General features: G+C 38.4%; 18 protein-coding genes. 11 read left to right on the top strand and 7 right to left on the bottom strand.

Annotation, left to right across the window (positions count from 1 at the left end; all coding sequences use genetic code 11):
- The first annotated feature begins 57 nt into the window (after positions 1-57).
- The 3 genes from I3259_RS15575 to I3259_RS15565 are packed head-to-tail and all read left to right on the top strand — an operon-like array spanning position 58 to position 10,068.
- Entirely contained in the window at positions 58-6,723 is a 6,666-nt protein-coding gene (locus I3259_RS15575) for a hypothetical protein (protein WP_238030482.1), read from the top strand.
- 13 nt (positions 6,724-6,736) lie between these two features.
- The gene (locus tag I3259_RS15570) at positions 6,737-7,279 is read left to right on the top strand and encodes an OmpA family protein (RefSeq protein ID WP_238030480.1); all 543 of its coding nucleotides are present in this window, start codon (positions 6,737-6,739) and stop codon (positions 7,277-7,279) included.
- Between the two features lie 17 nt (positions 7,280-7,296).
- Positions 7,297-10,068, top strand: a complete 2,772-nt coding sequence (locus I3259_RS15565) for a hypothetical protein (RefSeq protein ID WP_238030479.1) — start codon at positions 7,297-7,299, stop codon at positions 10,066-10,068.
- A 127-nt stretch (positions 10,069-10,195) separates the two neighbouring features.
- Here I3259_RS15565 and I3259_RS15560 read toward each other — a convergent pair whose 3' ends face one another.
- The gene (locus tag I3259_RS15560) at positions 10,196-11,326 is read right to left on the bottom strand and encodes a hypothetical protein (RefSeq protein WP_238030477.1); all 1,131 of its coding nucleotides are present in this window, start codon (positions 11,324-11,326) and stop codon (positions 10,196-10,198) included.
- A gap of 187 nt (positions 11,327-11,513) precedes the next feature.
- Here I3259_RS15560 and I3259_RS15555 point away from each other — a divergent pair, with 187 nt between their 5' ends.
- The 3 genes from I3259_RS15555 to I3259_RS15545 all read left to right on the top strand — a co-directional run bounded on the left by I3259_RS15555 (position 11,514) and on the right by I3259_RS15545 (position 14,625).
- The gene (locus tag I3259_RS15555; protein ID WP_238030476.1) at positions 11,514-11,987 is read left to right on the top strand and encodes a hypothetical protein; all 474 of its coding nucleotides are present in this window, start codon (positions 11,514-11,516) and stop codon (positions 11,985-11,987) included.
- Between the two features lie 300 nt (positions 11,988-12,287).
- Positions 12,288-14,117 (top strand): SelB C-terminal domain-containing protein, encoded by a 1,830-nt coding sequence (locus tag I3259_RS15550; protein WP_238030475.1) that lies wholly within the window; start codon positions 12,288-12,290, stop codon positions 14,115-14,117.
- 172 nt (positions 14,118-14,289) lie between these two features.
- Positions 14,290-14,625: a zinc ribbon domain-containing protein YjdM gene (locus I3259_RS15545; RefSeq protein ID WP_238030474.1), complete on the top strand. Its 336-nt coding sequence runs from the start codon at positions 14,290-14,292 to the stop codon at positions 14,623-14,625.
- 53 nt (positions 14,626-14,678) lie between these two features.
- Here the strand turns inward: I3259_RS15545 and I3259_RS15540 are convergent, their stop codons facing one another.
- On the bottom strand, positions 14,679-15,785 hold the full coding sequence (locus I3259_RS15540) for an FAD-dependent oxidoreductase (RefSeq protein WP_238030472.1): 1,107 nt from the start codon (positions 15,783-15,785) through the stop codon (positions 14,679-14,681).
- Entirely contained in the window at positions 15,782-16,456 is a 675-nt protein-coding gene (locus I3259_RS15535; protein ID WP_238030470.1) for a cupin domain-containing protein, read from the bottom strand. Before I3259_RS15535 ends, I3259_RS15540 begins: the two co-directional genes overlap by 4 nt.
- Before the next feature lie 251 nt (positions 16,457-16,707).
- Here I3259_RS15535 and gcvA point away from each other — a divergent pair, with 251 nt between their 5' ends.
- On the top strand, positions 16,708-17,616 hold the full coding sequence (gene gcvA / locus I3259_RS15530; RefSeq protein ID WP_238030469.1) for a transcriptional regulator GcvA: 909 nt from the start codon (positions 16,708-16,710) through the stop codon (positions 17,614-17,616).
- 73 nt (positions 17,617-17,689) lie between these two features.
- Positions 17,690-17,854 (top strand): DUF2256 domain-containing protein, encoded by a 165-nt coding sequence (locus tag I3259_RS15525; RefSeq protein ID WP_238030467.1) that lies wholly within the window; start codon positions 17,690-17,692, stop codon positions 17,852-17,854.
- A gap of 53 nt (positions 17,855-17,907) precedes the next feature.
- Here the strand turns inward: I3259_RS15525 and I3259_RS15520 are convergent, their stop codons facing one another.
- Complete coding sequence (locus I3259_RS15520) at positions 17,908-19,581, bottom strand: RluA family pseudouridine synthase (RefSeq protein ID WP_238030465.1); 1,674 nt, start codon at positions 19,579-19,581, stop codon at positions 17,908-17,910.
- Positions 19,582-19,746: 165 nt separating this feature from the next.
- Here I3259_RS15520 and msrA point away from each other — a divergent pair, with 165 nt between their 5' ends.
- The 3 genes from msrA to I3259_RS15505 all read left to right on the top strand — a co-directional run bounded on the left by msrA (position 19,747) and on the right by I3259_RS15505 (position 21,463).
- Positions 19,747-20,244, top strand: coding sequence for a peptide-methionine (S)-S-oxide reductase MsrA (gene msrA / locus I3259_RS15515; RefSeq protein ID WP_238030463.1), 498 nt, complete (start codon positions 19,747-19,749; stop codon positions 20,242-20,244).
- Positions 20,245-20,357: 113 nt separating this feature from the next.
- Positions 20,358-20,639 carry an HPF/RaiA family ribosome-associated protein gene (locus I3259_RS15510; protein ID WP_238030461.1) on the top strand — a complete coding sequence of 94 codons (282 nt, stop codon included), beginning with the start codon at positions 20,358-20,360 and terminating at the stop codon, positions 20,637-20,639.
- Positions 20,640-20,914: 275 nt separating this feature from the next.
- On the top strand, positions 20,915-21,463 hold the full coding sequence (locus tag I3259_RS15505; RefSeq protein ID WP_238030460.1) for a hypothetical protein: 549 nt from the start codon (positions 20,915-20,917) through the stop codon (positions 21,461-21,463).
- Between the two features lie 288 nt (positions 21,464-21,751).
- On the opposite strand, the gene I3259_RS15500 is transcribed toward I3259_RS15505, so the two are convergent.
- From I3259_RS15500 to I3259_RS15490, 3 genes are all read right to left on the bottom strand, one after another.
- On the bottom strand, positions 21,752-22,816 hold the full coding sequence (locus tag I3259_RS15500; RefSeq protein ID WP_238030459.1) for an acyltransferase: 1,065 nt from the start codon (positions 22,814-22,816) through the stop codon (positions 21,752-21,754).
- Between the two features lie 519 nt (positions 22,817-23,335).
- Positions 23,336-23,842 (bottom strand): N-acetyltransferase, encoded by a 507-nt coding sequence (locus tag I3259_RS15495; RefSeq protein ID WP_238030458.1) that lies wholly within the window; start codon positions 23,840-23,842, stop codon positions 23,336-23,338.
- Positions 23,843-23,844: 2 nt separating this feature from the next.
- Positions 23,845-25,017, bottom strand: coding sequence for a MerR family transcriptional regulator (locus tag I3259_RS15490; RefSeq protein ID WP_238030457.1), 1,173 nt, complete (start codon positions 25,015-25,017; stop codon positions 23,845-23,847).
- Positions 25,018-25,160: the final 143 nt, after the last annotated feature.

Genomic DNA, 25,160 nt, shown 5'->3' with positions numbered 1-25,160 from the left:
TTAAATAAGTTTAATAAGCCTAACTATCTTTGAATTATTAGCCAGTGGAGAGCGCTTATGGCACTCTTAAAAATAATGTTTAAAGTGAAAGTATTTATTATATTCATTTTATTATGTCTGAGTTCATATGCTTATTCTATAACAGACGCAGGTACTAAAATAGAAAATCAAGCAGAAGTTAAATACTTTAATACTGAGCTTGGTGAAACGTTAATAATATTATCAAACTACGCAGTGGTTAGAGTTGCTGTTGTTTATAATTATGCACTAACACCTGAAGATGATAATACTCAAGAACCAGAAACAATAAGATTTGGTGCTCCTGGTGGTAGGGTCACTTTTCCTGAGGTTATTGAAAATACTGGTAATATAAAAGATAGATATACGTTATTTGTTAAAAATTTAGCAGGTGATTCTGGTGATATATTTACAACTGGAACTGAAATACATGTGTTTTATGATATCAATGGGGATGGTATTAATAATTCAGGTGAAAGAAGACTAGAATTAGAAAAAAATGATAATAATAAATATATTACACCAATATTAAAACCAGGAGAGTTTTTACAGCTTACGTATGTTGTATCTGTTCCTGTAACAGCAATAGAAAATGATAATTATTTATTTGAATTTTATACTCAATCAGTCGGTGAACCTTCATTAACACGAAAAAATGAGCAACAAATCATTATTAAAGAAGGCCCCGCAGTTAATTTGTCGATTTTATCAGATCCTATTTGTCAATCTGAGGTATCAACAGGGACGAATATTGAATATCGCGTTAATTACGAAAGTGTTGGAACTGAACGTCCAGAAGCTGCTGAAGAACCTTATTCTTTCTTCATTAGTGATGGTGATAGTGGTTTAGCAGAAGTTAGCCATTCAGGTGTATTAATTTCAGTTGAGTTACCAGCCAATGTAACGATTCAACCAGATCAGCGTATTGATGGCGAGCCTGCAAGAGATTATTCACCAAGAATCATTATGCCTCCAACCTCGATATTTAATGGTGGGATAGTATTGGTTGGGTTAAGTGATGGAGTCGTCAGTGATGGTGATGTTCGACTATTAAAGTGGGTTGATTATTCTGTTTGGAATGGTCAAGGCATTGTTGAGAAAATGGGGTTCCTTGTCACTCCAAACCATATGGCGCCGAATACAAACGGACATTTCACTTATTACTCAAAAGTTAATGATATTTCAGGTAAAGAACCATTTAAAATTTATAGTCAAGCAAGTGTTGATCTTCTTGCTGATAATTCACTGACTGTAGAAAGTAATGAGCAATGTAATACATTACAACCGGTTGAGTTACAGTCAGGTGGCGATTCTAATATTACGTTTGAAACCATTGATCAAAGTAATATTGATCTAAATGTTACTTCGTTAAATCATAATGATGGCTCAACATTTACACCAACCGATTTTTATTACTTATATGGTACGCCTAATTATGATAATACGTTAGATGCTATCTATATAAGTTTTAAATATTCAGCCGCTAATAGTAATCCATCTCAGATTGATATAATAGGCTCTGCAGATTCAGAGTTCCCTGTAAAATTAAATACTGATTTCGGTGATTCATTTAATTTGATTTTTGCGGAAACTGGACCAAATACAGGCGTGTTTAGAAGTATTATTCCTGTTTTTGCGGTTAAGCCAGAAGATCCTAATAACCCACGTGAACGATTAGAGTCTGAGCAATGTGATATAGCAAATATTAGTAGTGGTCCACCGGAAGATGTTCAATCACAAATTAATGAATATTTAAATCTTACAGCGAACGGCTTTAACGGTGAAACGCATAATAACTGTCGAATTGAAGCCCAGCCAAATGACAACATAACAGTAACTGTATTTAATAAAGATGGTACTAGTACAGGGTTAATGGATACGGCATTAATTAGCCCACAATTTACTGTATTTGATTCAACCCATTACATATTTGATGGTTCAGGTGAGTTTATTCCTGGTGTTGTAGGTGTAACGGTTAAGTTTTACCAAACCGTTAATGGACAAGTGCCTGAGGTGCTTGGAGAACCTATTGCAATAGGCGTATCGGATGCTAATGGTAATATTCTGTTCCCTAAACTACCTGTAAGTGATGAAGCTTATTTTATCGTTGTTGAACCCACAGAAGACTATACTTGGCCAACAAAATATACAGATCCTACCGTATTTAATACTTACTCTGTTGGTGCTCCCTCTTATGGTGCTAATGGATACTCTGGCGTCGTTAATTCAGGGCTATTTTATATTTTTACTACAAATGGATTACCTATTTTTGAAGGTTTAATTAGTATACCAGGTTTAGGTGAAGGGCAGTTTCAGCATATATTTGATATTCCGCTCGATCCAGTTGGAATCGATCAAGCATTAACTTTACAAAAAGATGCGGATAAAGAAACAGCTGAGATAGGTGAATTTGTTAAATATACTTTAACATTAAGAAATAATCTTAAAAACTCAACGCTTTATAATACTCGAGTTATTGATGAACTACCGTATGGCTTTAAGTATATGCCAGGTAGTTCACGCTTAAATGACGAGCCGATCCCTGATCCTGAAAAAATTGGTATATCTACCGTCCAATATAATATCGGTAAGGTCGATGGTCTTAATGTCGCACCTAATAATGGCGTATATATCATTACTTATGTATTGCAATTAACTGCCGGTGCTGTGGATTCCGATGGTATGAATACTGCGTCAGCTATTTCTCATACCTTGTCATCAAGTAGTGATGTTAGTGCCGAGGATAGAGGTTTCCCAGTTATTTCAAATGTTGCTAAGTATCAACTAGGGATCACCCAAACAGGTGTTATGTCGGAGCGGGGTATTATCTTTGGTAAAGTTTATGTTGATGCTCAATGCAGTGATATGAAACATAACACTTGGCCAATCGGTGGTGTGAAAATCTATTTAGAAACAGGTGATTATGTCATTACTGATGAAAATGGTCAGTACTCAATGTTTGGCGTTAAACCGGGTAACCATGTCATCAAAGTTGATAAGCAAACATTGCCACAAGGTATTACGCTATCGCCAATTGATACTCGAAATGCTGGTATGGGAGATTCTCGGTTTGTTGATTTAAGGCGTGGAGAGTTCCATAAAGCTGACTTTTCAGCACCTTGCCCAATGGATAATCAGAAAGCTATTTTAGATGAGTTAAAATCTCGTAATAGTAATATCAATGGCGATTGGCTGATTGAAACGGCGGATAACTTTAAAGGATTACGTACTAATACAGTACGACCAAAAAATGATGAATTGGTCTCGGGTATTGTTAGTGGCCCGAATGCAATTAATTCACCAATAAAAAATAATGTACAGCTATCATCGTCTACATTACACCAATATACGGGGTACTCGTTAAAATATAAAACAGGTGAGTTGGCTGAAATAAAAGCACTATTTAAATTATTACCTGTTGAGGTAAAAGATGAAGCTTATATCTATCCGCTTGATGCTGGTAAAGCGGCGATACAAATAGGTTTTGCTCATCAGGAGGATAAATTAGCCAAATTGAAACAAGAGCTAGCAGATAAAAATATCCCTACGATCTTTACCTCAACACAATATAACCGTATTCCATATGAATCACGCTTGAATATGGATAATCGATTAGCAGATGCTATTCCATTACCAGAAAAAGATTTTCTAAAGATAACGGATGAAGAAGCGGATAAAGGGACGTGGTACTGGCCTAAAAATGATTACAGTTATCATGGTCGATTTATTGTGGTTGTTAAAGGGAATGTTGAACCATCTCTCTTTGTGAATGGGCAACGAATCCCGACTGAAAAAATGGGTGAACGCCTTGAGAATACCGCACAAAATGCTCAAATAATTGGTTGGTACGGGGTGGATTTAGAGCCGGGTGATAACCTTGTAGAAGTTAAAGCAAATGATAGTTTTGGTAATGAACGGGTATTACTGTCTAAAGTTTTTTCTCATCCAAAAGCAGCTGAGCGTATTAGCTTGTCTACTGATGGTGATGTATTGAGGGCTGATGGCGGGCGTTCAGTATTACCGGTTAAGATGCAATTATTTGATGAAAATAATAATCTAGCGCGAGGTACTTACTTTGTCACATTAACCACGGATAAAGGGAATATTTGGTTAGATCCTGATATTCAAGAAGGAGAAACAGGACATCAAGTTCGTGTTGTTAATGGTGAAAAAACAGTTTATCTACGTAGTTCTGATACAACTGGACAAGTTAATGTAACTGCAGAGTTAGATTTATTTTCAGACACATTAAAAGTCTACCAAGTGGCATCAGATCGCCCATTGTTTGTTTCTGGTTTACTTGAGTATACAGGGCGCTATGGGCGTATAAGTGGCGAAGCACCTTCTCGTCAAGCGGAAGGATATAAAGATGAAAGCTATACCGATGATGAGCGTGCAGCATTATTTGTAAAAGGTAATGTGAAAGGCAATATGCACTTAACATTAAGTTATGATAGCGATAAGTCTGAAGAAGACTATTTACGTGAAATATCACCAGATAGTTATTACCCGTTACCAGGTGATGCTAGTGTTCGTGGCTATGATGCAAGAAGCACGAGTAAATGGTTTGCAAAACTAGAACGAGAGCGTCATTTTGTAATGTGGGGAGACTACAGTACAAATGATGGTGCTGATAGTGCTGATATTGGTGTAACAAGTCAGACTCTCAATGGTTTTAACAGTATGTATAATAACGGACAATTTATTGCTCAGTTATATGTATCGCGACCAGAAGATTTACATAAAGTTGTTGAAATTAATGGTAATGGTACAGCAATGTTTTACAACGTTGGTGAGCAGCGCATAGTGCGTCATTCCGATATTATTAGTTTAGTAACCTATGATAGAAATAATTTAGGTCTAGTTTTAGAAGAGCGGTCATTAACGCGTTATATTGACTATACCTTTGATTATTTCAGTGGTGATATTCAGTTTAATCGCCCTGTACCAAGTTTTGATGAAGAACTTAACCCAATTAAAGTGCGTATTGCCTATGACATTGATGATGATGGAGAAGCATATACTATTGCGGGTGGTAGGTTATCTTACTTATTCACTCCCCATTTTGCTGCAGGTATTAGCTATGAGTCCAACGATCATGAGTTAGAGGGTTATGACCTTGGTAGTGTATGGTTAAATTATGATATTGATAGCCAAACACAATTTTCTGCTTCAGTCGCAACAATGACTCATGAAGGCAGTGAAAGCGCAAATACAGTCACAACCAGTTCTGTTTTAGCCGATAAATTGAAACGAGGTTCAGCAGCTAGGTTGAGTTTAAAACGTGATTGGAGTGATTCATCACAAACCGAACTTGAATATGCGTATGCGCAAGAAGGCTTTACAAATACGACAGGTGGAGTGATACCTGCTCGTCAAGAATTCCGCTTACGCCACCGCCAAAAATTAATGGGATTAACCAACCTAAATATTGAGGCGAACCATTCCGAATCACTGACTACAAGTGAGAAACAACAGTCAGTAGGCGCTACCATTGATACTAAATTATTGGGAAGTGCTTGGTCTACACGTCTAGGTTCTCGTTATATTAAAAATGAAAGTACCAGCGGAGATACCGAACAATTTACGACAGGTATTGTCGGTATTGGTCGTAGTTTTACGCTCTTTGATCGTGCTGGTCGTATAGATACTGAGTATGAACAAAGTTTTAATAGTAATGAGCAACGACGTTTTAAATTACAAGCGGATTGGAATGTTCATAAACAAGCAAATATATATACGAACTATGAATATATTGATTCGATTGGCGGTATTAGCAATCTAGGTAGTGGTACTACTAGCTTATTTACAGCAGGTATTGATGTTGATTGGATACATGGTGGTAGTACGTTCAGTGAATTCCGCCAACGAGGAGCCTCCGATGGTCGCATTCTTGAAGTTGCAAATGGTTATCGCGGTAAATTTGAGGTAATCCCTGGAATCAGTATTGACCCTACTGTTGAATATATTGAAGTGATTCGTGGTGAGGGGGAGTCTGGTGTCGCGGCATCTTTGGGTATTGCTGATGTACGTAACCCTAATTATAAAACGACAGGGCGAATAGAATATCGTCATGGAGATCAACAAGATTATTATGGTGTGTTAGGAGCGTGGGTAACTCGTTTAAGCCAAGACTGGAGTGCCCTTGTACGTGAAGAGTATCGTTACATAGATAATTCAGATTCATTAAATAATTGGAATAATCATTTTAGTGTTGGTATTGCATATCGTCCTCGTTTAACTAATAAGTACAACATGTTGGGTGCTTATGAGTGGAAAATAGATCGTAATGATATCAAACGTGCTGCTCATATTTTATCCAGTCATCATAATTATCAACCTTCGTATAATTGGTTGCTTTCTGGCCGTGTAGGGATTAAGTGGGAAGACTATACCGATTACGATCAACATTACAGTTCTGTATCAACCATCTTTGATGGTCGTATTATCTATTACTTAAATCGTCGCTGGGATCTTGATCTTCATGCTGGTGTATTGGGTACTGATGGCTTAAGTAGTCGCCGATACTCTTATGGTTTGGGTATTAATTATTTAGTAATGAAAAATTTAAGAGCGGGTATTGGCTATAACGTGATTGGCTTCGATGATAGTGATCTCGATCCTCAAGGCTATAACCTGCAAGGTTTTTATTTCAACGTAATGTTCAAACTTGATGAAGGCTTGTTTGGATGGTTGAGCGAGTAGAGGTAAGTAAATAATGAAAGTTATCCTATTTATATTGCTTGTTAGTGCCTTTGTCAGTGGATGTGTAAGTGACAGAGTAATATATGCAGATTATGGAAAATTAGCATGCCAAAAATCTTGCCCAGAATTTACAGCATTACTTTGGCCAAGCGTGATTAATTTTGATTTTAATAAATCTGATATAGCAATATCTGAAAAAGATAAAGTGGTACGTGTAGCGAAAATATTAAAAGACTACCCTGAATATAGTATCGCCATCATTGGTTCAGCTGATCCATATGGTACTGATTCTTACAATAATGAACTCTCATTAAGGCGCTCAATCACTGTGGGCAAGGCATTGCAAGCGAAAGGCATTGCACAAACACGAATAGTGTTAATTGGTACAGGAGAGTCAGAATTATATGTAAATACTAAAGATAGGCAGAAAAATAGGGCGAATCGTCGTACTCAGCTTGTATTACTCGATGCTAATCATAACCCCGTTGATCTTTATTTTGATCCAAAGGCTTTACCATCAGAGCCTATCATGATGAATAAAGTAAATAGCTTATAATAGGCGAGGATCGTCATATGAATGTTTTCTACAGGTTACTTTTACCATTTATTCTTACGGTATCACTAGTATTTAGCTTTTGCGCTGTCGCGCTGACTGAATCAGGTACAGTGATAAAAAACCAAGCGGGGGCAACATATAAAGACAGTGCGGGTATCGACCGAAGTACAACGTCTAATTTAGTTGAAACCCTTGTTCAACCTGTAGTTGCAATGACATTAACAACAACGCAATCGAAGTTAGGTGCACCTGGTGGGCAAGTGATTTTTACTCATGTATTAACTAATACCGGTAATGTCACTGATACTTATAAACTAGATCTAACATTGCCAGCAACAGTAATTAGTAGTGCGACAATTTATCCAGACATGAGCCCTAAAGATGGTGTTGCTGATGTCGGTGATTCTATTGTTCCTGGTACAACTATTGTTGGCCCATTAGCACCAAATGAAACATTTTCATTTGTAATTGTCGCAGATATTGATTCAGGAGCGGGTATCGGTGATAGCGATTCATTAACCATTAAAGCAACAAGTCAAGGTGCTGATGTTGATGGATTACCAGTATCGTCAACAGGTGTCGATACCGAATCGAATATTGATACAGTAACCGTGACAGATTTACCTATTATTGAAATTGGTAAGTCTATTAGTGCTGATAATGGCGCTTCGCCTAGTGGACCTTATATTATTACATTCATATATGAAAATGTTGGTTTAACGGATATGGATCCGGCAAATACCAATGGTGTTATTTTGAAAGATATATTGCCTGAAGGCATGAAGTTTCATGGCGCCGTCAATTGGAGTGTTTCAGGAACAGAATTAACCGCTTCGGGAAGTACTTCGGCAGGTAATGGAACCGATGGTACTTCTGATTTATCTTTTACCACGTGCATAGCATCAAATACGGGGTGTCCTAATAACGACATTGTTGAGTTTACGATGGACGGCCTAGCTTCTGGGGCTTCTGCAACGATTTCTTTTGAAGTGATGATCGCCAGCGATCTAGAAGCGACAACATTATATAACCAAGGTGTGTATGGTTTTGATGCTGACGATAGTGGTCAAGTTGATATCGGTGAGAAAGAAACAACAAATACTAATATTGTTCCATTTAGAGTTAATCCTAATTATGGCGTAATTGCTAATAATGGGGGCTGTGATGTCGGTACCGATAACAATTGTGATGGTGATGATGATAGCAATCATGAAGTTGTAAGCATACCAACAGCGAAACAAGGCGAACGCGTTGCTTTTACCAATTACATATGGAATACCGGTAATTCTGAAGATACATTCAATATTACTTATGAGTCATCAACATTTCCTACAGGAACAAGCTTTTTCTTATACAAAAGTGATGGTGTAACTCCACTTGTTGATACTGATGGAAATGAAAATCCTGATACGGGTTTGATCCCTGCAAAGAATTCCGCATGTAGAGTTTATCAAGTTTCTGATAGTGACGGCCATTGTGGTTATAAAGTGATCCTTGTTGCGACGCTACCACCGAATGTTTCAGGAGGTGGGAGTTATGAAGTTATTAAACGAGCAACATCTTCTAATGACACGGCTGTAACTAATATTGTTAAAGATGAGCTAGGAACAATTGAAGCCAGTACCGTTGATTTAACAAATAACTTTAGAGCAAATACAGCGACGACATCAGAAGACAATTGTAATGAGGTTAGTGATAATTGCGGTTTCGGTGCTGGTGCAGAAGCAACACCAGTAACCACAAATGTTGCAATTCCAGGTGAAACAACGCGGTTTACTTTATATATAACAAATACTTCTAATATTCCGGATGGTTATCAATTTTCTTATAGCAGCACTGATTTTAATGCTGGTGTCTTACCTGACGGATGGGTAGTGGAATTTAAAGATGAGAATGATTCACCGATTACTGATATAGCGGTGGTTTTACCTGATGAAGCAAAAGTTTTTTATGCAGATGTGACTGTGCCTGCAGACGCAATAACTATGACTCAATCTATTTATTTCAAAGCATCCTCTGCAACAACGGGTGTCAGTGATACTAAATATGATGCAGTAACTGTTGATAATAGTGGTTTTTGTGTTGGTTTAGTTTCAGATTCTAGCCAAACGATTGCGTCAGAAGGCGTGGCGATATATAAACATACAATAAATAATACGAGTAATGATCCTATTGCGAATATCAACTTTACTATTACAGATAGTTTGACTGGATTTACTTCTATCGTTTATGAAGATACTGATGGCGATTTAGAATTATCGAGTAATGATACCCCGATTACATCCATTGCTTCCTTAGCCGGTAAAGCGAGTCAAATCTTTTTTATAAAGGTGTTTTCGCCAAGTAATGCTCCAGAAGGTATAACGAATATCACGACGCTTACGGCGACAGTACCTTGTGGCCCAATTACTCTACAAAACACGACCAAAGTATCGAATACCAATATGAATGTAACGAAAACACAGGCTGTTGATGCATTATGTGATGGCACTGCCGATGGGCCGTTCACCACTGATAATATTTCCGCTGAACCTGGGATATGTATTATTTATCAACTTACTGCATCCAATGTTGGTATTAAAAATGCATTGAATGTTGAGATAAAAGATGCAACGCCAGCGTTTACTAGCTTCTTGGTACTTCCAGGTACTATTCCACTATTTACAGCGACTGGTGGGGTGATATCACCGGTTACAAATGGTGGTCAAGGGGCGATTATTGGTTCAGTTGCAACTGTTGTACCGGGAGATTCAGAAACGCTGACGTTTGGTATAAAAATAGACAAATAGCTATTATAAAGATTTTCGTTGTTGTTAACGGAAACACTTGCTTGATTATAATTGATCAAGCAAGTTTTTTTTATTTAAATCAAAATGGATGATGTGAGTAAAAAACAGTGGATAATAAAATCATTGATTATGGGTCTAATAACGTTTTTGCATGTTGATTACCGTTTTCTGCTGATTTTCTTAACCAATATTCAGCATCGTTATAAGATTCAGGTACGCCATCACCGTTAGCATACATACTGGCCAAATTATACATCGCTTTGTTATTACCATAATCAGCAGAAATTTTGTACCAATGAAAAGCTAGTTCATAGTTTTGTTTAATTTGATAACCTTGGTCATATAATTTAGCCAACTTAAAAATTGCTGGTTCATAGTGTTTTTCTGCCGATAAAGTTAACTGCTTTAAAGCTATATCGTAGTTATTATGGATTAAAAATGGATAAGTGAATCCGAGTGTTGCGAGTTGATAAAGTGCTTTAGCATTATTATCTTTTGCTGCTTGAGAGAAGTGGTAGTAGCTTTTATTTAGATCCGCATTAACGTTGTGTGAACCGAAGCGATAAATTTTCCCTAATGTATGGTGTGAATAAAGATGATTTTTATTTGCGGATGAATGTAAAAGTGCAATAGCTCTATCGATGTTTTTATTAGCTTGAAGGTATGAAATTGCGAGTAAATATTCATTTTCTTTGTTTTTTTTAATATTATCTCCTTCCAAAATGTCAATAGTATTTTTATATTCATCATTAATAAAATAAAGATAAGCAAGAGAATAAGAAGAGGTGGCATGATCTTGCGAATGATTAATAAATAATAACTGTTCAGCTTCAAGATGATCGCTATCGCCACCTTCACCATCAATAAGCATTAATGCGTAGTAATAGCGCGCGAGTATATGATCATGCTCTGCTGCCTTTTTATAATACTCTCGAGCTTTATGAGATGATAAAGGTAATAACTTTCCCTTTCTATAGAGTGAAGCAATATAGGTCATAGCGTTAGGGTCATACTCTGCTAATTTTTTTACATCTAAAATATATGCCGATTTTTCAACTGCATAAGTATTATTACTTTCAATTTTTCTAATAAGATCTTGCAAAGAGCTTTGCTGTGGGTGAGAAGAGTTAGTAACATTAAATTTTGATGGTTTTACTTCTAGTGTTTTGTTATTAATCTCTGTGTTTTTACTATTTTCTAAAATATTAGAAGAACAGCCAGAGAATAAAACTAAAGCTGGTAATAATAGCCGTATCATAATTGATTTCTCCTATCCCTGTACTATTGTTAATTTTAGGACATAAGTTAAGGGATGTATTATGCGTTATCTAATTATTTTATTATTAAGCAGTCTATTAACAGCGTGTTCCTCAAGTAATTTAACTTCATCTTGGGTGGATACGTCGTATACAAAGTTTCCAATAAAAAGCACGATGGTTGTTGCTATGTCTGATAACTTACGTGTTAGGAGGATCTTTGAAGATGATATGGTTAAACAATTACAAGCTCATGGGGTCAATGCGATCCCGAGTTCGCAAGTTTTTCCTAATGAGTTACCGTCTAAAAGCGACATCGCAGCCTATGTGAAAAAACATACTACGCAAACTGTTTTTGTTGCAAAATTGATAAACATTGAAGATAAAGAAGTTAGATATCCAGGAAATACTGGATATAGTTATAACCGAGGTATTAGTTTTAACAGTTACTATAATACGTCTTATAGTTATATTTATGATGATAGTTATTCTGTTTCTTATGAATTTGTAAACGTTGAATTCACCTTATTTGATACACAAAGTCATAACCCTATTTGGTCAACATCGTCAGAGTCTGTTGATCCAACAGATATGAATAATATCATTGATGAATTAACGGGAATATTAATCACTAATATGAAAGATAATAATGTGATTAGATAAAAGTTTAAAATTGAATCTGGCCCTGCAATAAGCGGGGCTTTTTATTGCTTGTATATAGATAAGAATAAATATCATACAGATGAAAGCAAAATTACATTATTAAAGTAAAAGCTTGATATTAGTTTGTTATGCAAGTTGATACTAGTCAATTACTGATCTCCGAAAGTTTATTATTATCACCTCTAGAATTTGATGATAAATGTTTATAAATTAATTATTGCGTATTCATGCCTCAACATACGTAACAATTATTATTTTGTCTCAATATTAAATATTATTAACTTCAATTAGGTCGTAGTAATGGTCTCACAGCCTCATAATGTAGAAAAATATCAAGCTGTTATCGGTTTGGCTGGTCATGTTGATCACGGTAAAACCGCTTTAATTGAAGCACTCACAGGTATTGTTACTGCGCGTCCACATGAACAACAGTTAGGGATGACACAGGATTTGGGTTTTGCCTATTTTAAAGACGATAACAATAATACCATTGGTGTTGTGGATGTCCCGGGGCATGAGCGTTATCTACGTAATATGGTGTCAGGTGTGTGGCACCTTAACGTGCTATTGCTGGTTATAGCGGCAGATGAAGGGTGGATGCCAATGACCACCTCACATTTACAAGTTGCACATGCGATGGGAATAGAAGATATCGTCGTGTGTATTAACAAGCGCGATAAAGTTACGGCAGAGCAACTTGGGGAAGTAGAAGATCAAGCGCTAGACAATGTGATGGAGATGACTGGACTATTACCTGAAATTATCAGCGTATCAGCATTAAAAAATGACAACATTCCTGCGTTACGTGATCTACTGATTGAGGCTGTTAAAGCCAATATTGATCGTAACGCATTAGCGGACGTTGCAGGTGATCAGGTTGTAGCCCCAATAATGTATATCGATCGCTCTTTTGTCGTAAATGGCATGGGAACTGTACTTACAGGAACATTGGCACAGGGAACGCTGAGTATTGGTGATAAGGTTCGCTGTTTTCCAAGTAATATCATGGGGACTGTTCGCTCTCTGCAAGCTTATCATCAACAACATCAACAGTTGTCTGCAACCTGTCGTGTCGCTGTGAATGTTAAAGGGATTAGCCGTAAAGAGGTAGGGCGAGGTCACTTATTAACGTCTGCGACAATAACTCCACCATTACATAGTCAGTGCATAGTTCGTATTAATAAGACGGCAGATAAACTCAAGCAACGTAAACAACGTCATGTTGAAGTCGCAATGGGAACTTGGCATGGTTCGGCATTGCTAAGTTATATCCCGAATACCCAATTAGCACGACTAACCTTTGAAAAGTCCATCCCAATGATTTTTGGGCAACGTTTAGCAATGATCCAAAAAGGTGGCTGTGGTCTACAACACGGTGCTGAAATTGTGTGGTCAACACCTGTTATGGGTTATCAAAAACGTCGTTTATACCAAGCATTAGATAATTTACCTGCGCTTTTAAAGCCTGAATCACAACGTGAGATGTTACTCGCACTACAAGGTTACTTTGAAACGACTGAAGCTGGTTTTGAACCGGCACAAGGTCAAACTTATTTAGCGCCTTATTGCTTTGATGAGAGTTGGTTAGCTGACAGTTTTATACAAATACAGACGTTACTGTCTGCTGGGATCTCAATGGCATCAGCCGAAATAGCAACACGTCTACGTATGAATGAAGCGGTGATTGATACCTTAATGCAGCCATTAAAGCTGCAAGAAAAAGTACATGTTAGTTATGGAAAATGGTGCTTAGGGCAAGGTGATAACGAAGATGAATTACCTCCTGCAGCACAAGAGATCCTTCAACAAATACGCGGGTTAGGTAAAGCAGGGCTGGAGCTGAATAAAGTAACGGTTGCTGGTGGTAAAAAGTGGCTTAGACAACTCAGCCATCAAAAATATATTACCGCTTTGGATGATACTATTTACTTCGATATGGGCTTATATCTTGATTTAGTTAAAGCCGTGATTGCAGAGCATCAGCCCCAAGATCGTATATCGATGGGAGATATTAAAGATCGAACAGAATTAAGCCGAAAATACTCAATCCCATTAGCAAATAGAATGGAAAAAGATGGCTGGGTACGTCGTGATGGTGATGAGCGTATTATCCTAAAAGCGTGGGATTAGTAGTAAATTTAACGATGATTAAAGCGAGTGTTGAAGTTACCCGTAACAATCAATGTTAGCTGCTATTTTTAACTTACTTGATATTACGGGTTATTAAACTCGTAATAGTTACCTATAACTATTAACATAATGCGCACTATTGTATTGTTAATTGATGAAAGAAGTTGTGATTATGCCTTTACCAGCGTGCCCTAACTGCCAATCTGAATATGTGTATCAAGATCAAGCGAGCCTAGTATGTCCTGAATGTGCCTATGAATGGAACCCTGCTGAAGTTGCAGAGGAAGAAACCATAGTAGTGAAAGATGTTAATGGCACATTATTGCAAGAGGGCGATAAGGTCACGTTAATTAAAGATCTTAAAGTCAAAGGCAGTTCACTGGTGCTAAAAATTGGAACTAAAGCAGTTATTAAACGTATTGTTGAAGGCAAAGATCACCAACTCGACTGTAAACTTGATGGTGCAGGTGACATGATGGTCACTGCGAAATTTGTCAAAAAAGCGTAATAAATCATTACGCAATTTTCTTTAAAAAGTTTGCTTGATCTCAGTCTTGGCGCTTATTTTTCATATAGCGCCATGTACCGTTCAACCCCCAACTCAGCGGCTTCTGTTGCTCCAGCTAAATAACCAGGAAACTCCGTTGCCCATTCACTGGCAATGCCCGTTAAGTGTTGCGACCAAGTGCTATTAATCGGAGAGCGAGGCGGCGCTAAGTTATGGCTTAATTCTTGGCTATCCATCGTTGTGGCAGTAAATGCATCTTGCGCCCAATCTTTTATCATGTGTGCTTTAGGTTGCGCTGCTTGCTCGCCAAATAAACGTACCAATTGTTGTTGGCAATAAGCTTTAATTTGCTCTTCCTCGACGTCTTTACGTTGCTGTACTGGGATACCAATAAATCCGAATAAAGCGGCGTAGTTTGGCTCTGTGCTTAGCGACGCATCATGAATTTCAATCATAGGACCAACCATACTGCGTACGCTGCCTGATAGCTGTTGCTCTCGCCAAAATGGACGCTCGTAAACAGCAATATATTTAGCCTGAGGTGCCATCCACGTCGCTGTACTTTGCCATTGCTGAATAAGTGTTTCTGGTAACGAAGGCGAGAATTCAATGTGCTCAATAACTAAGCGTGGTGGCAGTGCGAGCAAGACATGATCACTTGTTGCCATTTTCTGGATGTTATTTTGACTATCGTGGTAGTGGATGATAACCCTGTTTTCCTGTCGCTCAAGTTTCGTCACTTGTTTCGAACAATGAATATCAGTGTTAGTGAGTTTTTCACTTATCGTTTGAATTAAGCCGCTCATACCTTGAGTGAGGCGCATAGAAGTCGGCTCTGTGACAAAGCCTGAAATTTTATTTGGTGTTTCAGATAACGAACGCTCTACAAGCATGTTTCCCGTATCGTATTGAGCAAAACTGTCTAACTGAAAATCATTAATAAGCTGAGCAAACTCAGGTTGAATATCAGGCCAAAACCATGCAGGTCCCAGATCAAAGCTGGCTTCAGTGTTGTTTGGTGTGAAAGATTGGATTCTGCCACCCAAATTATCACGGGCTTCTAATAACAGATAATCTGTGATCCCTTGTTGCTCCAGCAAATACGCGGCATAAAGGCCACTTAAACCGCCACCAATTATGGCTATTTTTTTATCCGTCATAATGTAGCCTCATTTTCGATATTGGCAAATTCACCTTGTTTGATAAACACCGTTGCACCTTGTTTTTCTGTAGTAACGGTTGCTGCTGAACCTTTTGGTAGACGCAACCAACTACCTTGTGAGTAAGTGATCCCGTCATGTTTGACAGAGCCAGTAACCACTAAAATCTCTGTGTCATTGAGCGATAAATCACACACAGCATTAAGAGCAGGGATTTTCTGCAAACTGACCGATTCAAATTGGTTGCGAAATAACGGGCATGTTTCACGACCCTCTGTTTCTTTCCAATTAGTAGGATCATTAGTATCTACACGCAGTATGTCTTTTTCGGTGTCGCGCATTTGCCATAATTTAACAAAAACTGTCGTGCCTTGATGGCTAAAAGGCGCGTGTGAAAATGCTGGAGGATTACGCAAATACCATCCTGTAGGATAATCTCCCGTGCTGTCTGAAAACGTCCCTGATAGCACTAAGATTTCTTCGCCCCCAGGATGGGCATGACTAGGAAATGAAGAATGAGGGGCATAACGAACAATAGTGGTAGCACGTACTTTTTCATCGCCAATACGATCAAGCATCATGCGTTCAACGCCCGTTTGTGTTGATGGCACCCAATCGTAACGATCACCTCGAATAGTGACAGGGCGAGTAAAGTCAGTATTAATTTGCATGATGACCTCTTACGTTTAAGTAAAGGACGATAGTGAATAAAAATCGTCCTGACAGTGAACTTCAAAGGGGAGATTAATTATGGCCCGCCATCACAGTACTTCTGCTTTGCTCTCTTAACTACTGACTATCAACAAAAGAAAAACTTTCATGCTAGGCTTGAGTTGATCGCAAATGTTAATATTTTTGTTGTTATTAGCTATTTCGACAAATGAGATAATCTGTTAAACCAATAAAGAAAAACTTTACCGATATGAAATTACCGATACATTTGAATGCATTAAAAGCCTTTGAAGTCAGTGCTCGCCACCAAAGTTTTTCTGCCGCAGCAGAAGAGCTAAACGTTACGCCAGCGGCAGTGGGGCAATTAGTCAGAACATTGGAAGAGTGGTTAGAAACGCCGTTATTTCACCGCGCTAACAGTGGTAAAATTCGACTACTGCCAACAGAAACCGCCGAACGCGCATTGCCAGAAATTCGTGCTGGGTTTGATAAATTATCCCAAGGTTTAGAGCTGCTTCAGCAAAGCCCTGCAAGCGGCATATTAACCGTGACCGTTAGTCCAGCGTTTGCTGCTAAATGGTTATTACCTCGTCTTGATCGCTTTCAAGCGCTATGTCCAGAAAGCGATGTGCGGTTAGACACTAATTTAAAACCGATAGATTTTGTTATTCAGCGCGTCGATATTGGTGTGCGTTACGGCGCTGGAAACTGGCAAGGGCTGGTGGCAGAGAAATTAATGGAAGAGGAAGTGTTTCCCGTTTGTTCTCCACAGTTATTAGCAAAAGCAGATAGCTTGATAAAACCAAGACAATTATTACAACAAACATTCATTCATGATCTGTCTATGGATGAGGACTCAGGCTTTCCAACCTGGTCGGCATGGTTAAATAAAGCAGGCATTAATCATCAACCAACGCATAACATTCAAATTAATAACTCTGCGGCGGTATTACAAACAGCCATTGATGGCAGTGGTATAGCATTAGCGCGCAGTGTAATGGTGAAAGATGATTTAGCGGCTGGGCGGTTAGTACGATTATTTCCAGAGATCCAATTTGAATCACCACTGGCTTACTTTGTGGTGTATAAGCCAGAATCAATTGATATAGCTAAAGTACAAGTGTTTCGTGATTGGTTGCATCAAGAAGTGAAAGGATGATTTTTACAGAAAATAACATCGAATAAACGGTTTTAAACGTAATAGCACTGAGTTTATTAAATAAGAAAAAGAGATGCACAAAAAATCCAATTTACCCAGTAAAGTGTGTGTCGTTTGCCAGCGTCCGTTCACTTGGCGTAAGAAATGGCAACAATGTTGGGATGAAGTGAAGTATTGCTCTGAGCGTTGTAGGCGCTCACGCCAGCACATGGATTCATTAAGAAATAAAATAGGCTGACACATAATAAAAAATGAGTCAGCCATTGTCGTTTTTTCGGTGTTATTCCGGCATTAAAAATCTTCAGCGACTTCAAACACCACACGCTCGTTAGTCGTCGGATGGTTGAATGCTAAATATTGAGCATGTAAGCATAAGCGATCGCCTTTTTGCCCGTATAAATCATCACCGACAATAGGCATGTTCATCCCTTTAAGATGGGCGGAATGGACACGAAGCTGATGTGTACGACCTGTTTTCGGGTAGTAATAGACCTTGGTTCTACCGTTTTTACGTTCAAGCACTTCCCATGTGGTTTGTGCTGGCTTGCCGTATTGGTAACACACGATTTGGCGAGGGCGATCATCTAAATCCACCCGCATTGGAAAATCAATCTGCCCACTATCATTTTCACTGTTGCCTTCTAATAGGGCAACGTAACGTTTTTCGACAGTGCGCTCAATAAACTGTTTTTGCAGTGCTTTGTGAGCATCTTTGGTTAAAGCAATTACGATTAAGCCAGAGGTCGACATATCTAAACGATGGACAATCAACGGGCTATCGCTATCTGGGAACATGGCTTGCATTCGGCTATATACTGAATCGGTAATGGTTTTACCGGGTACAGATAAGAACTCCGCAGGTTTATTAACAATCACCATCGCATCGTCTTGATAAACAATACTTAGCTCTTTGCCTTCGGCTGGGTTTTGTTCTAGTGGGTTCTCGTCTATCTCAATGCCAGACATCATATGGGCTAAAATAGGCTCACATTTGTTTTTTGAGGCCTCATAAAAGTATTTATGTTTCAGCATTTGTGGCGCTGGGGACTTACCCCACCAGAAATTTGCCATCGCTAACGGCTTTAATTGGTGGTTAAACGCATACTGAAGCAGTTTGACGATAGCGCAATCGCCCGCACCTTGTAATGGCTTATCAAATAACTGATTGAGATCTTTATATTCTCCAAACTGATCGACAAAGCGGTATTGGCTATTAATGCTTTGTTCTAACTGTGCTGCTAATTTACTTTGCTTAGCTTTCAGTTCAGTAAGCACCGTGGTATCTGTTTCAAGTTGTTCGCTCAGTGATAGCAGCGTTTGTTGCCACTGTTGGCGCAATGCTTTTTGTTGATGTTTATCGTAAGCGCTTTCACGGGCTAAGCGATGAAACTCTTCGGTTTTAAAGCTTTCATCATCACTTTGTTCGGCAGATTTACGTTGCAATTTACGCTGCTTTCGCTGTTCAATCATCTGTAAACGAAAAGCTTCAGACTCTTGCTCTGCTTGTGTTTTCGCTTGGGTATATTGCTGTTGCAGCGCAATGAACTGAGGCGAAGACGCAATAGATTCAATGTCAGATTCTAGTGCTGTAAGCGCGTGTTTAATTGCTTGGATCTCAGGAACGGTGTTAAGCGCATCAAACACAGGCGGCACAAAATGGGGTAACTGTGTTTGCCCTGCGATAGTGCCTGAAAATGCCGATAGATAACCGATGTCACCTTGCTCGTTTTGTACCACTAACACACCGAACATGTTGCCAATAGCATGGTTATCACTGTCTTCATTTAAGCCATCAAAACCAAAATCATGTTGCCATTCGGTTTGTGTTTCTAGGTGCTGTTGCAACTCTTGTGCGGCTAACACGCTAAGTGGGTGTGGTTTATAACAAAAAGGATAAGTAAAACGTTCAGGTAAGGCGATAGCCTCAATCGATGAGTGAAATGGAGTAAAAAGGGAATCGTACATGGCTTAATCTATCGCAAAATGGGGCGAGGATTTTACCACTCTATGAGGGAGAGTACGAGTGATTGGTTTTTGAGTTCTTTCCCAATCATAAATACTGTTCATCACTAACGATTTATTGATAGGGTATATAACGAATTGGGATTGAATAAAGCTAAGGAGTTAACGATGGCAGAACAAAAAGCGATATTGGCTGGCGGCTGTTTCTGGGGGATGCAAGATCTTATTCGTCGTCAAACAGGGGTGATTACAACGCGTGTAGGCTATACGGGTGGTGATGTGGCAAATGCAACTTATCCTAATCATGGTACTCATGCTGAAGCCATTGAAATAACCTTTGATGATGATCAAACCAGTTTTGAAAATATTTTGGCGTACTTCTTTCAAATTCACGATCCAACAACAACCAATCGCCAAGGTAATGATATCGGTACTTCTTATCGCTCTGCGATTTTCTATACTTCAGAGGCGCAAAAAGACACAGCCCAAGATTTAATTAAGCGTATCAATGCTTCTGGAATTTGGCCGGGAACGGTAGTAACAGAAGTCGTGCCAGCGAGTGATTTTTGGCAAGCAGAGTCAGAGCACCAAGATTATTTACTCCATCGACCGAATGGTTATACCTGTCATTTCCCACGTCCGGATTGGGTATTACCTGAAGAATAAATGTGACGCTAAGTGGTTTTTGAGTATTAATATTACTTTTTTAGAATGAGACTTTTTTTATTTTTAGGCTTACAGTCAGTGTCAGATATTTAAGAGAATTACTGAGGTGTATCATGAGCTTAAAAATCAAATGCGAACATATGGAACTAACTGATTCAATCAAAGCAGTAGTATCTGACTATATTGAAAAGATGATGGTTATCGATCCTGAATTTAAACATCTTCATGTTGATATTATTAAAGAAGACACTGGTTACGCGGTTGATTTAAATATGGATACAGAAGTGTTCCATAAAGTTAGTGCTAAAGCGCATAACGTAAATTTAGAAGAATGTATTAAAGAAGCATTTTTCCATTTTGAAAAAGTGATTGAGAAGAAAGCAGCGCATCAATAATTTTATGTGATTGCATTTCTTGTCATCAAAATTAAAGGCTCGTAATGAGCCTTTTTTATTGTCTGTCGTATTAAGATTATTGTTGTTAAATGAATGCAATATCCAATCACACAAACGATGAATTAAATTCTATGCTCGTCGTCAGAGATCTTATACTGATTTAACAGTGAAGATTAAAATCATCTATTGCGTTAAATATTCAGCTTCAAGTCATTGTTTAGCGAATAAGATAAGATCTTCATCTCTTCAGCAACGACTATTTTGGGAGTTATATAATGAAATCACTATTATTGGTTGCGCTATCTATTTTGGCTTTTCAGGCACATGCACAAGATAAGTATGTGTGTAAAAGTGATCATTCCGAGCGTGTCATCGAAGTTGTTTATACTAATCCAAATAGCAAAGTACCGTGTGAAGTCCACTACACTAAACCAGATGGTACGGCTGTATTGTGGGATGCGAAACATGAGGTAGGTTACTGTGAAGCAAAAGCGAAAGCCTTTGCTGAAAAATTAACCACTCTAGGGATGTCATGCTCTGCCGTCGATGCACCATCAAGCACTCCTGTTACAACGGAACAGCCTACAGAGGCACAAGCCCAACAAGATGCCGCTACTCCTTTAGCTGCGCCTTTAGTTGATACTCCAACATCTTCAACGCCAGAATCCACAAATACAGCGCCAGTTGTAGAGTCACAAACTCATTCTGATTCATCAACAGCACCGCAAATTGAGCAAGATGTAGCAGCCCCCTTGGTTGATACTCCAACCTCTTCAACACCAGCACCTGCAACAGAAGCAGCAACGCCATCTCAACCTGAATAGTTCTATTAGTAATGGTTGATGTAAATTGAGTGGGTGCTAACTTTCTCGCTCATTTTATTTCAATGTGATAACAGATAACATGGTTAAACTATTTTAGAAATACGTAACATCCATTCTCAGTAGGTTGTAATGAGACTACCGCATTAAGTCATATACATAGTAAAAGTAAACATCGAGACTGGTAGTGATAAGTGGGGCGTAGCTAAAAAAACAGTCCAAATGCTATATCCAGTAAGATCGACTAGCTGTGACTCCATCACCGAGATGAGAGTCACATGTTTAGCTAGATCAGAAAATACGTTTTAGGACGGGGGTCTTGCAGATAAGATAGCCAATAGTAAAAGAACCGATCACAGAGGGGATGGCAATGACCACAAAGTTGATTAAGGGTGTTTGGGTCATAAAAGATTGATAAAAGTCTACGGTTAACTTCATTGGGATAATCTGCACCACATAAGCCGCAAAAGCGGTGCGGGCTAAGATTGAACTCCATTGTCCCTTAGTATTGAATAGCATTTTGAAGCTATAGAGCAGAAACATCGACATCCCTATCATGGTAAATCCATGAACTACCATTTCATCATTCAGGCCATAACCGGAAGCTGTCGGAGAGATGAATGCGAATGCGACAATCCACATCAGAATCCCGAAAAAAGCATGTTTAAACTCTAGCTTATCCAGCCACTGATACCTATAAGCTAAGATGCCAAAGTAAAACATGCTGATATACATCGGAAAATACTTAAGAAGTTGAAAGCCAAAGAAATCGCTACCCAGTACTTCCATCATATACAAGCCAAAGAAATTGACTGGAATCATTATCACGGCAAACAGCAAGATCTTCCATAGTTCCGGAAACGGCTTGTCAACGTAAACCTTTTGACTGCCAGTACGGCACAATGTAAATACCCCGCAAAACACGATCAAGGCCCAGCAGAACCAGGTGACTCCTAAGGAAATATTACCGTTGAGGAAAAAGCCTTTAAGATTTGATGTGGCAAGTTCAAGAGATACAATTGGAATGATTATAAATAGGGTCATTAAGGTTGGGATACCAAGGCGCTTGAGCTTATCCAACATAAACTTCCCAGCCCCCTTACGCTCAAAGGAGGGGAGTACGAAGTAGGCAGAAATAAAGAAAAACAGTGACATAAAAAATGACTGGTTGATACTCTGAAATATGCTTAAAACCCCATATTGATATTGCATCGATTCTTTAACATGGGGCAAATTGAATCCTATTTGATCGAGTCCTGCTGCGCCTGCACTATGGTGCAATATCACCAATACCGCCAACACCCATTTGATATTATCTAGGTAGTCGTCGCGTTTAACTTGTATTGAATTATTCATTGAGTATCCTGTTTTTATATGCATTTTTAATAAAGATATAAAAAGAGTGAGCCACTTAAATTCATGATAGAAATATTGGATGATTTAAGACGATTATCAGCAAATAAATATAAAATTTTATAAGAAACTGACTATTTTAAAGTATCTTTCTTTAAGTTGTGCGTACATTATTGCTCTTTATTGTAATGCTATATAATCATAAATTTAGATAATCCATAACCAAAAATTATGCTTTATATTTTTGTCTGTTTCATTAATAAAAAACGCATTTTCTGGAATTTATTTTCTTATTACTCGATTTTTATAGCATTTATCATTATTCATAATTAGATAATAAGGTGGATTGCTAAAAAGTAGAGGGTCGTTTTAAGGTTAAGTCGTTAAGAGTTTTAATAAACTCGAAAAAGTAAGGTTGTTAGTAATAATATTTTTTATAATTATATTCTTACGGAAGCATTAAATAATAGATACCTTTTGGCTATACATAAATAGCCGACACTACGTTGGCTTTTAAATGTATTATTCAAAAAACGCTAGGTGATAGCTTACTTCACCTGTCGGAATTGAATCTTTAATAGGCAGGGCTAAGAAGTATTGAGCAGGCACACCTGTTAGGGTTAATTCTGGTTGGGCTTTAAAACCAAATAGACCATAATATTCAGGCTCACCTAATAGTACGAATCCTTCTGCACCATGCTCTTTTAACTGGGCTAATCCTTCGTTAATTAACGCTTTACCAATCCTTTTGTTTTGCTGCTCTGGCAATACTGATACAGGTGCTAAACCGTACCAGTTTGTAGCTTCACCATTGATCAGTACTGGGGAGAAAGCGATATGACCAATAACTTGATTGTTTACCTCTGCGACTAACGATAGTGTTAAGGTGTTAGCATCTCGTAGGCGGTTAACGATCAAGTGCTCGGTTGGTTCTGCGCCCGGTTCATGATGATGATGATCTTTAAATGCACTGTAAGTTAGCGTTTCAATCACAGTAATGTCTGAATCTTTTTCTGCTCGAATGATCATGTTTAACCTTTTTTCTTTAATACAAATAATTGATAGCCGTATTGACCTAAATAGTGCTCATGAATATGGATTTCGTTCTTAATATCTTTAATGGCATTGGACGTGAAATGCTGATTATCCAATTGAGCGATCTTGTTTTGTAATGGTGCTAGGTAGTTTGTCCATGACTGATCACTTTGGGTAAACTGGTTGATTACTTCAAAACCTGCTTGCTGCATCTGTTTGACTCGATGTTCGCTGGTGGTCATATCTGGATAGTTTTGCTGCCAGAAATCGACCGCTTCTTGGCTTGGATTATCGGTTAACCACACCAAGTCACTGATAACCAAATAACCATGAGCCTTAATAAATGGTTTCCATTGTTTAAGTGCTTGCTCAACCCCCATGATGTAAGCACTGCCTTCAGCCCACAGCACATCAAAATGTTGTTCTTCAAAAGGCATTGTGGTCATACTGGCGCAAACAGTAGTGATGCGATGTTCAAGCCCGCTTTCAATGGCGACTTCGGTTACACAACGTAAGTTATATTCATCGTTATCTAACGCAGTGATATGAAAATCGCCATGTTTAGCTAATAAGGTAGTAACAACACCTTTACCACAGCCGATATCTAACACTTCACCAGATTTAATGGGCAATGTTTCAAGTGCTTTTAGAGAGTCTTCATCACAACTAGGGCCAAGTCGTTCTAAATCATCAAAGATCGCTTCAAAATCTGCCATGTATTGCTCATGTTCGTTCATATCTTTTGATAGCCATTTTAATCGTAAGGCTTGTTTTTCACTGAAACCTTGCTTCATTAGCCATTCTAAGTGAGCCGAGGGTGCTGCTGAGTCCATTGATTGATGCCATTCTTTCATTGAATTCATACCCAGCATGGCAGAAAGCAAATCATGGGCTTTCTGTTTTTGGGCGATTTCTTCATCCAGAATATTTAGCCGTTGAAGTAGCAGATCTCGATCGATTTGGGCATCTAAACAGGATTGGCACTCTTTCAATGAAAGCCCACCTGCTTGCAGTTGCTGTAACAGTTTTACCCGTTGCACATCTTTGTCGGTATAGCCTCGATAACCATTGCTTAAGCGTGTGCCAGTGATCAGCTTAAGCTTTTCGTAATAGAGTAATGTGGAACGACTTAATCCCACTTTTTGCGCTAATTCAGAAATACGGTACATGGCAGTTTTCCCCTTTATTGATAGGCGAACTATAAACTATGAAGCTTTAGACAGGTCAAGGGTTTTGAGATACAAAAAAGCCGACATCTGAACTGACCCCCAATAGTTGGACACCAATTATTGGGGGTCTTTTATGTCCAAAT

Origin of the sequence: Photobacterium sp. Ph5, from assembly GCF_022129445.1 — a bacterium.
Lineage (GTDB): Bacteria > Pseudomonadota > Gammaproteobacteria > Enterobacterales > Vibrionaceae > Photobacterium.
The sequence above is the reverse complement of the archived record's forward strand: the minus strand, read 5'-3'. Positions and strand labels throughout refer to the sequence as shown.

What these genes read in the sequence shown, in the direction of transcription:
- I3259_RS15575 (WP_238030482.1), top strand. Translation starts at nt 58, where the DNA reads ATGGCACTCTTAAAAATAATGTTTAAAGTGAAAGTATTTATTATATTC.
- I3259_RS15570 (WP_238030480.1), top strand. Translation starts at nt 6,737, where the DNA reads ATGAAAGTTATCCTATTTATATTGCTTGTTAGTGCCTTTGTCAGTGGA.
- I3259_RS15565 (WP_238030479.1), top strand. Translation starts at nt 7,297, where the DNA reads ATGAATGTTTTCTACAGGTTACTTTTACCATTTATTCTTACGGTATCA.
- I3259_RS15560 (WP_238030477.1), bottom strand. Translation starts at nt 11,326, where the DNA reads ATGATACGGCTATTATTACCAGCTTTAGTTTTATTCTCTGGCTGTTCT.
- I3259_RS15555 (WP_238030476.1), top strand. Translation starts at nt 11,514, where the DNA reads ATGTCTGATAACTTACGTGTTAGGAGGATCTTTGAAGATGATATGGTT.
- I3259_RS15550 (WP_238030475.1), top strand. Translation starts at nt 12,288, where the DNA reads ATGGTCTCACAGCCTCATAATGTAGAAAAATATCAAGCTGTTATCGGT.
- I3259_RS15545 (WP_238030474.1), top strand. Translation starts at nt 14,290, where the DNA reads ATGCCTTTACCAGCGTGCCCTAACTGCCAATCTGAATATGTGTATCAA.
- I3259_RS15540 (WP_238030472.1), bottom strand. Translation starts at nt 15,785, where the DNA reads ATGACGGATAAAAAAATAGCCATAATTGGTGGCGGTTTAAGTGGCCTT.
- I3259_RS15535 (WP_238030470.1), bottom strand. Translation starts at nt 16,456, where the DNA reads ATGCAAATTAATACTGACTTTACTCGCCCTGTCACTATTCGAGGTGAT.
- gcvA (WP_238030469.1), top strand. Translation starts at nt 16,708, where the DNA reads ATGAAATTACCGATACATTTGAATGCATTAAAAGCCTTTGAAGTCAGT.
- I3259_RS15525 (WP_238030467.1), top strand. Translation starts at nt 17,690, where the DNA reads ATGCACAAAAAATCCAATTTACCCAGTAAAGTGTGTGTCGTTTGCCAG.
- I3259_RS15520 (WP_238030465.1), bottom strand. Translation starts at nt 19,581, where the DNA reads ATGTACGATTCCCTTTTTACTCCATTTCACTCATCGATTGAGGCTATC.
- msrA (WP_238030463.1), top strand. Translation starts at nt 19,747, where the DNA reads ATGGCAGAACAAAAAGCGATATTGGCTGGCGGCTGTTTCTGGGGGATG.
- I3259_RS15510 (WP_238030461.1), top strand. Translation starts at nt 20,358, where the DNA reads ATGAGCTTAAAAATCAAATGCGAACATATGGAACTAACTGATTCAATC.
- I3259_RS15505 (WP_238030460.1), top strand. Translation starts at nt 20,915, where the DNA reads ATGAAATCACTATTATTGGTTGCGCTATCTATTTTGGCTTTTCAGGCA.
- I3259_RS15500 (WP_238030459.1), bottom strand. Translation starts at nt 22,816, where the DNA reads ATGAATAATTCAATACAAGTTAAACGCGACGACTACCTAGATAATATC.
- I3259_RS15495 (WP_238030458.1), bottom strand. Translation starts at nt 23,842, where the DNA reads ATGATCATTCGAGCAGAAAAAGATTCAGACATTACTGTGATTGAAACG.
- I3259_RS15490 (WP_238030457.1), bottom strand. Translation starts at nt 25,017, where the DNA reads ATGTACCGTATTTCTGAATTAGCGCAAAAAGTGGGATTAAGTCGTTCC.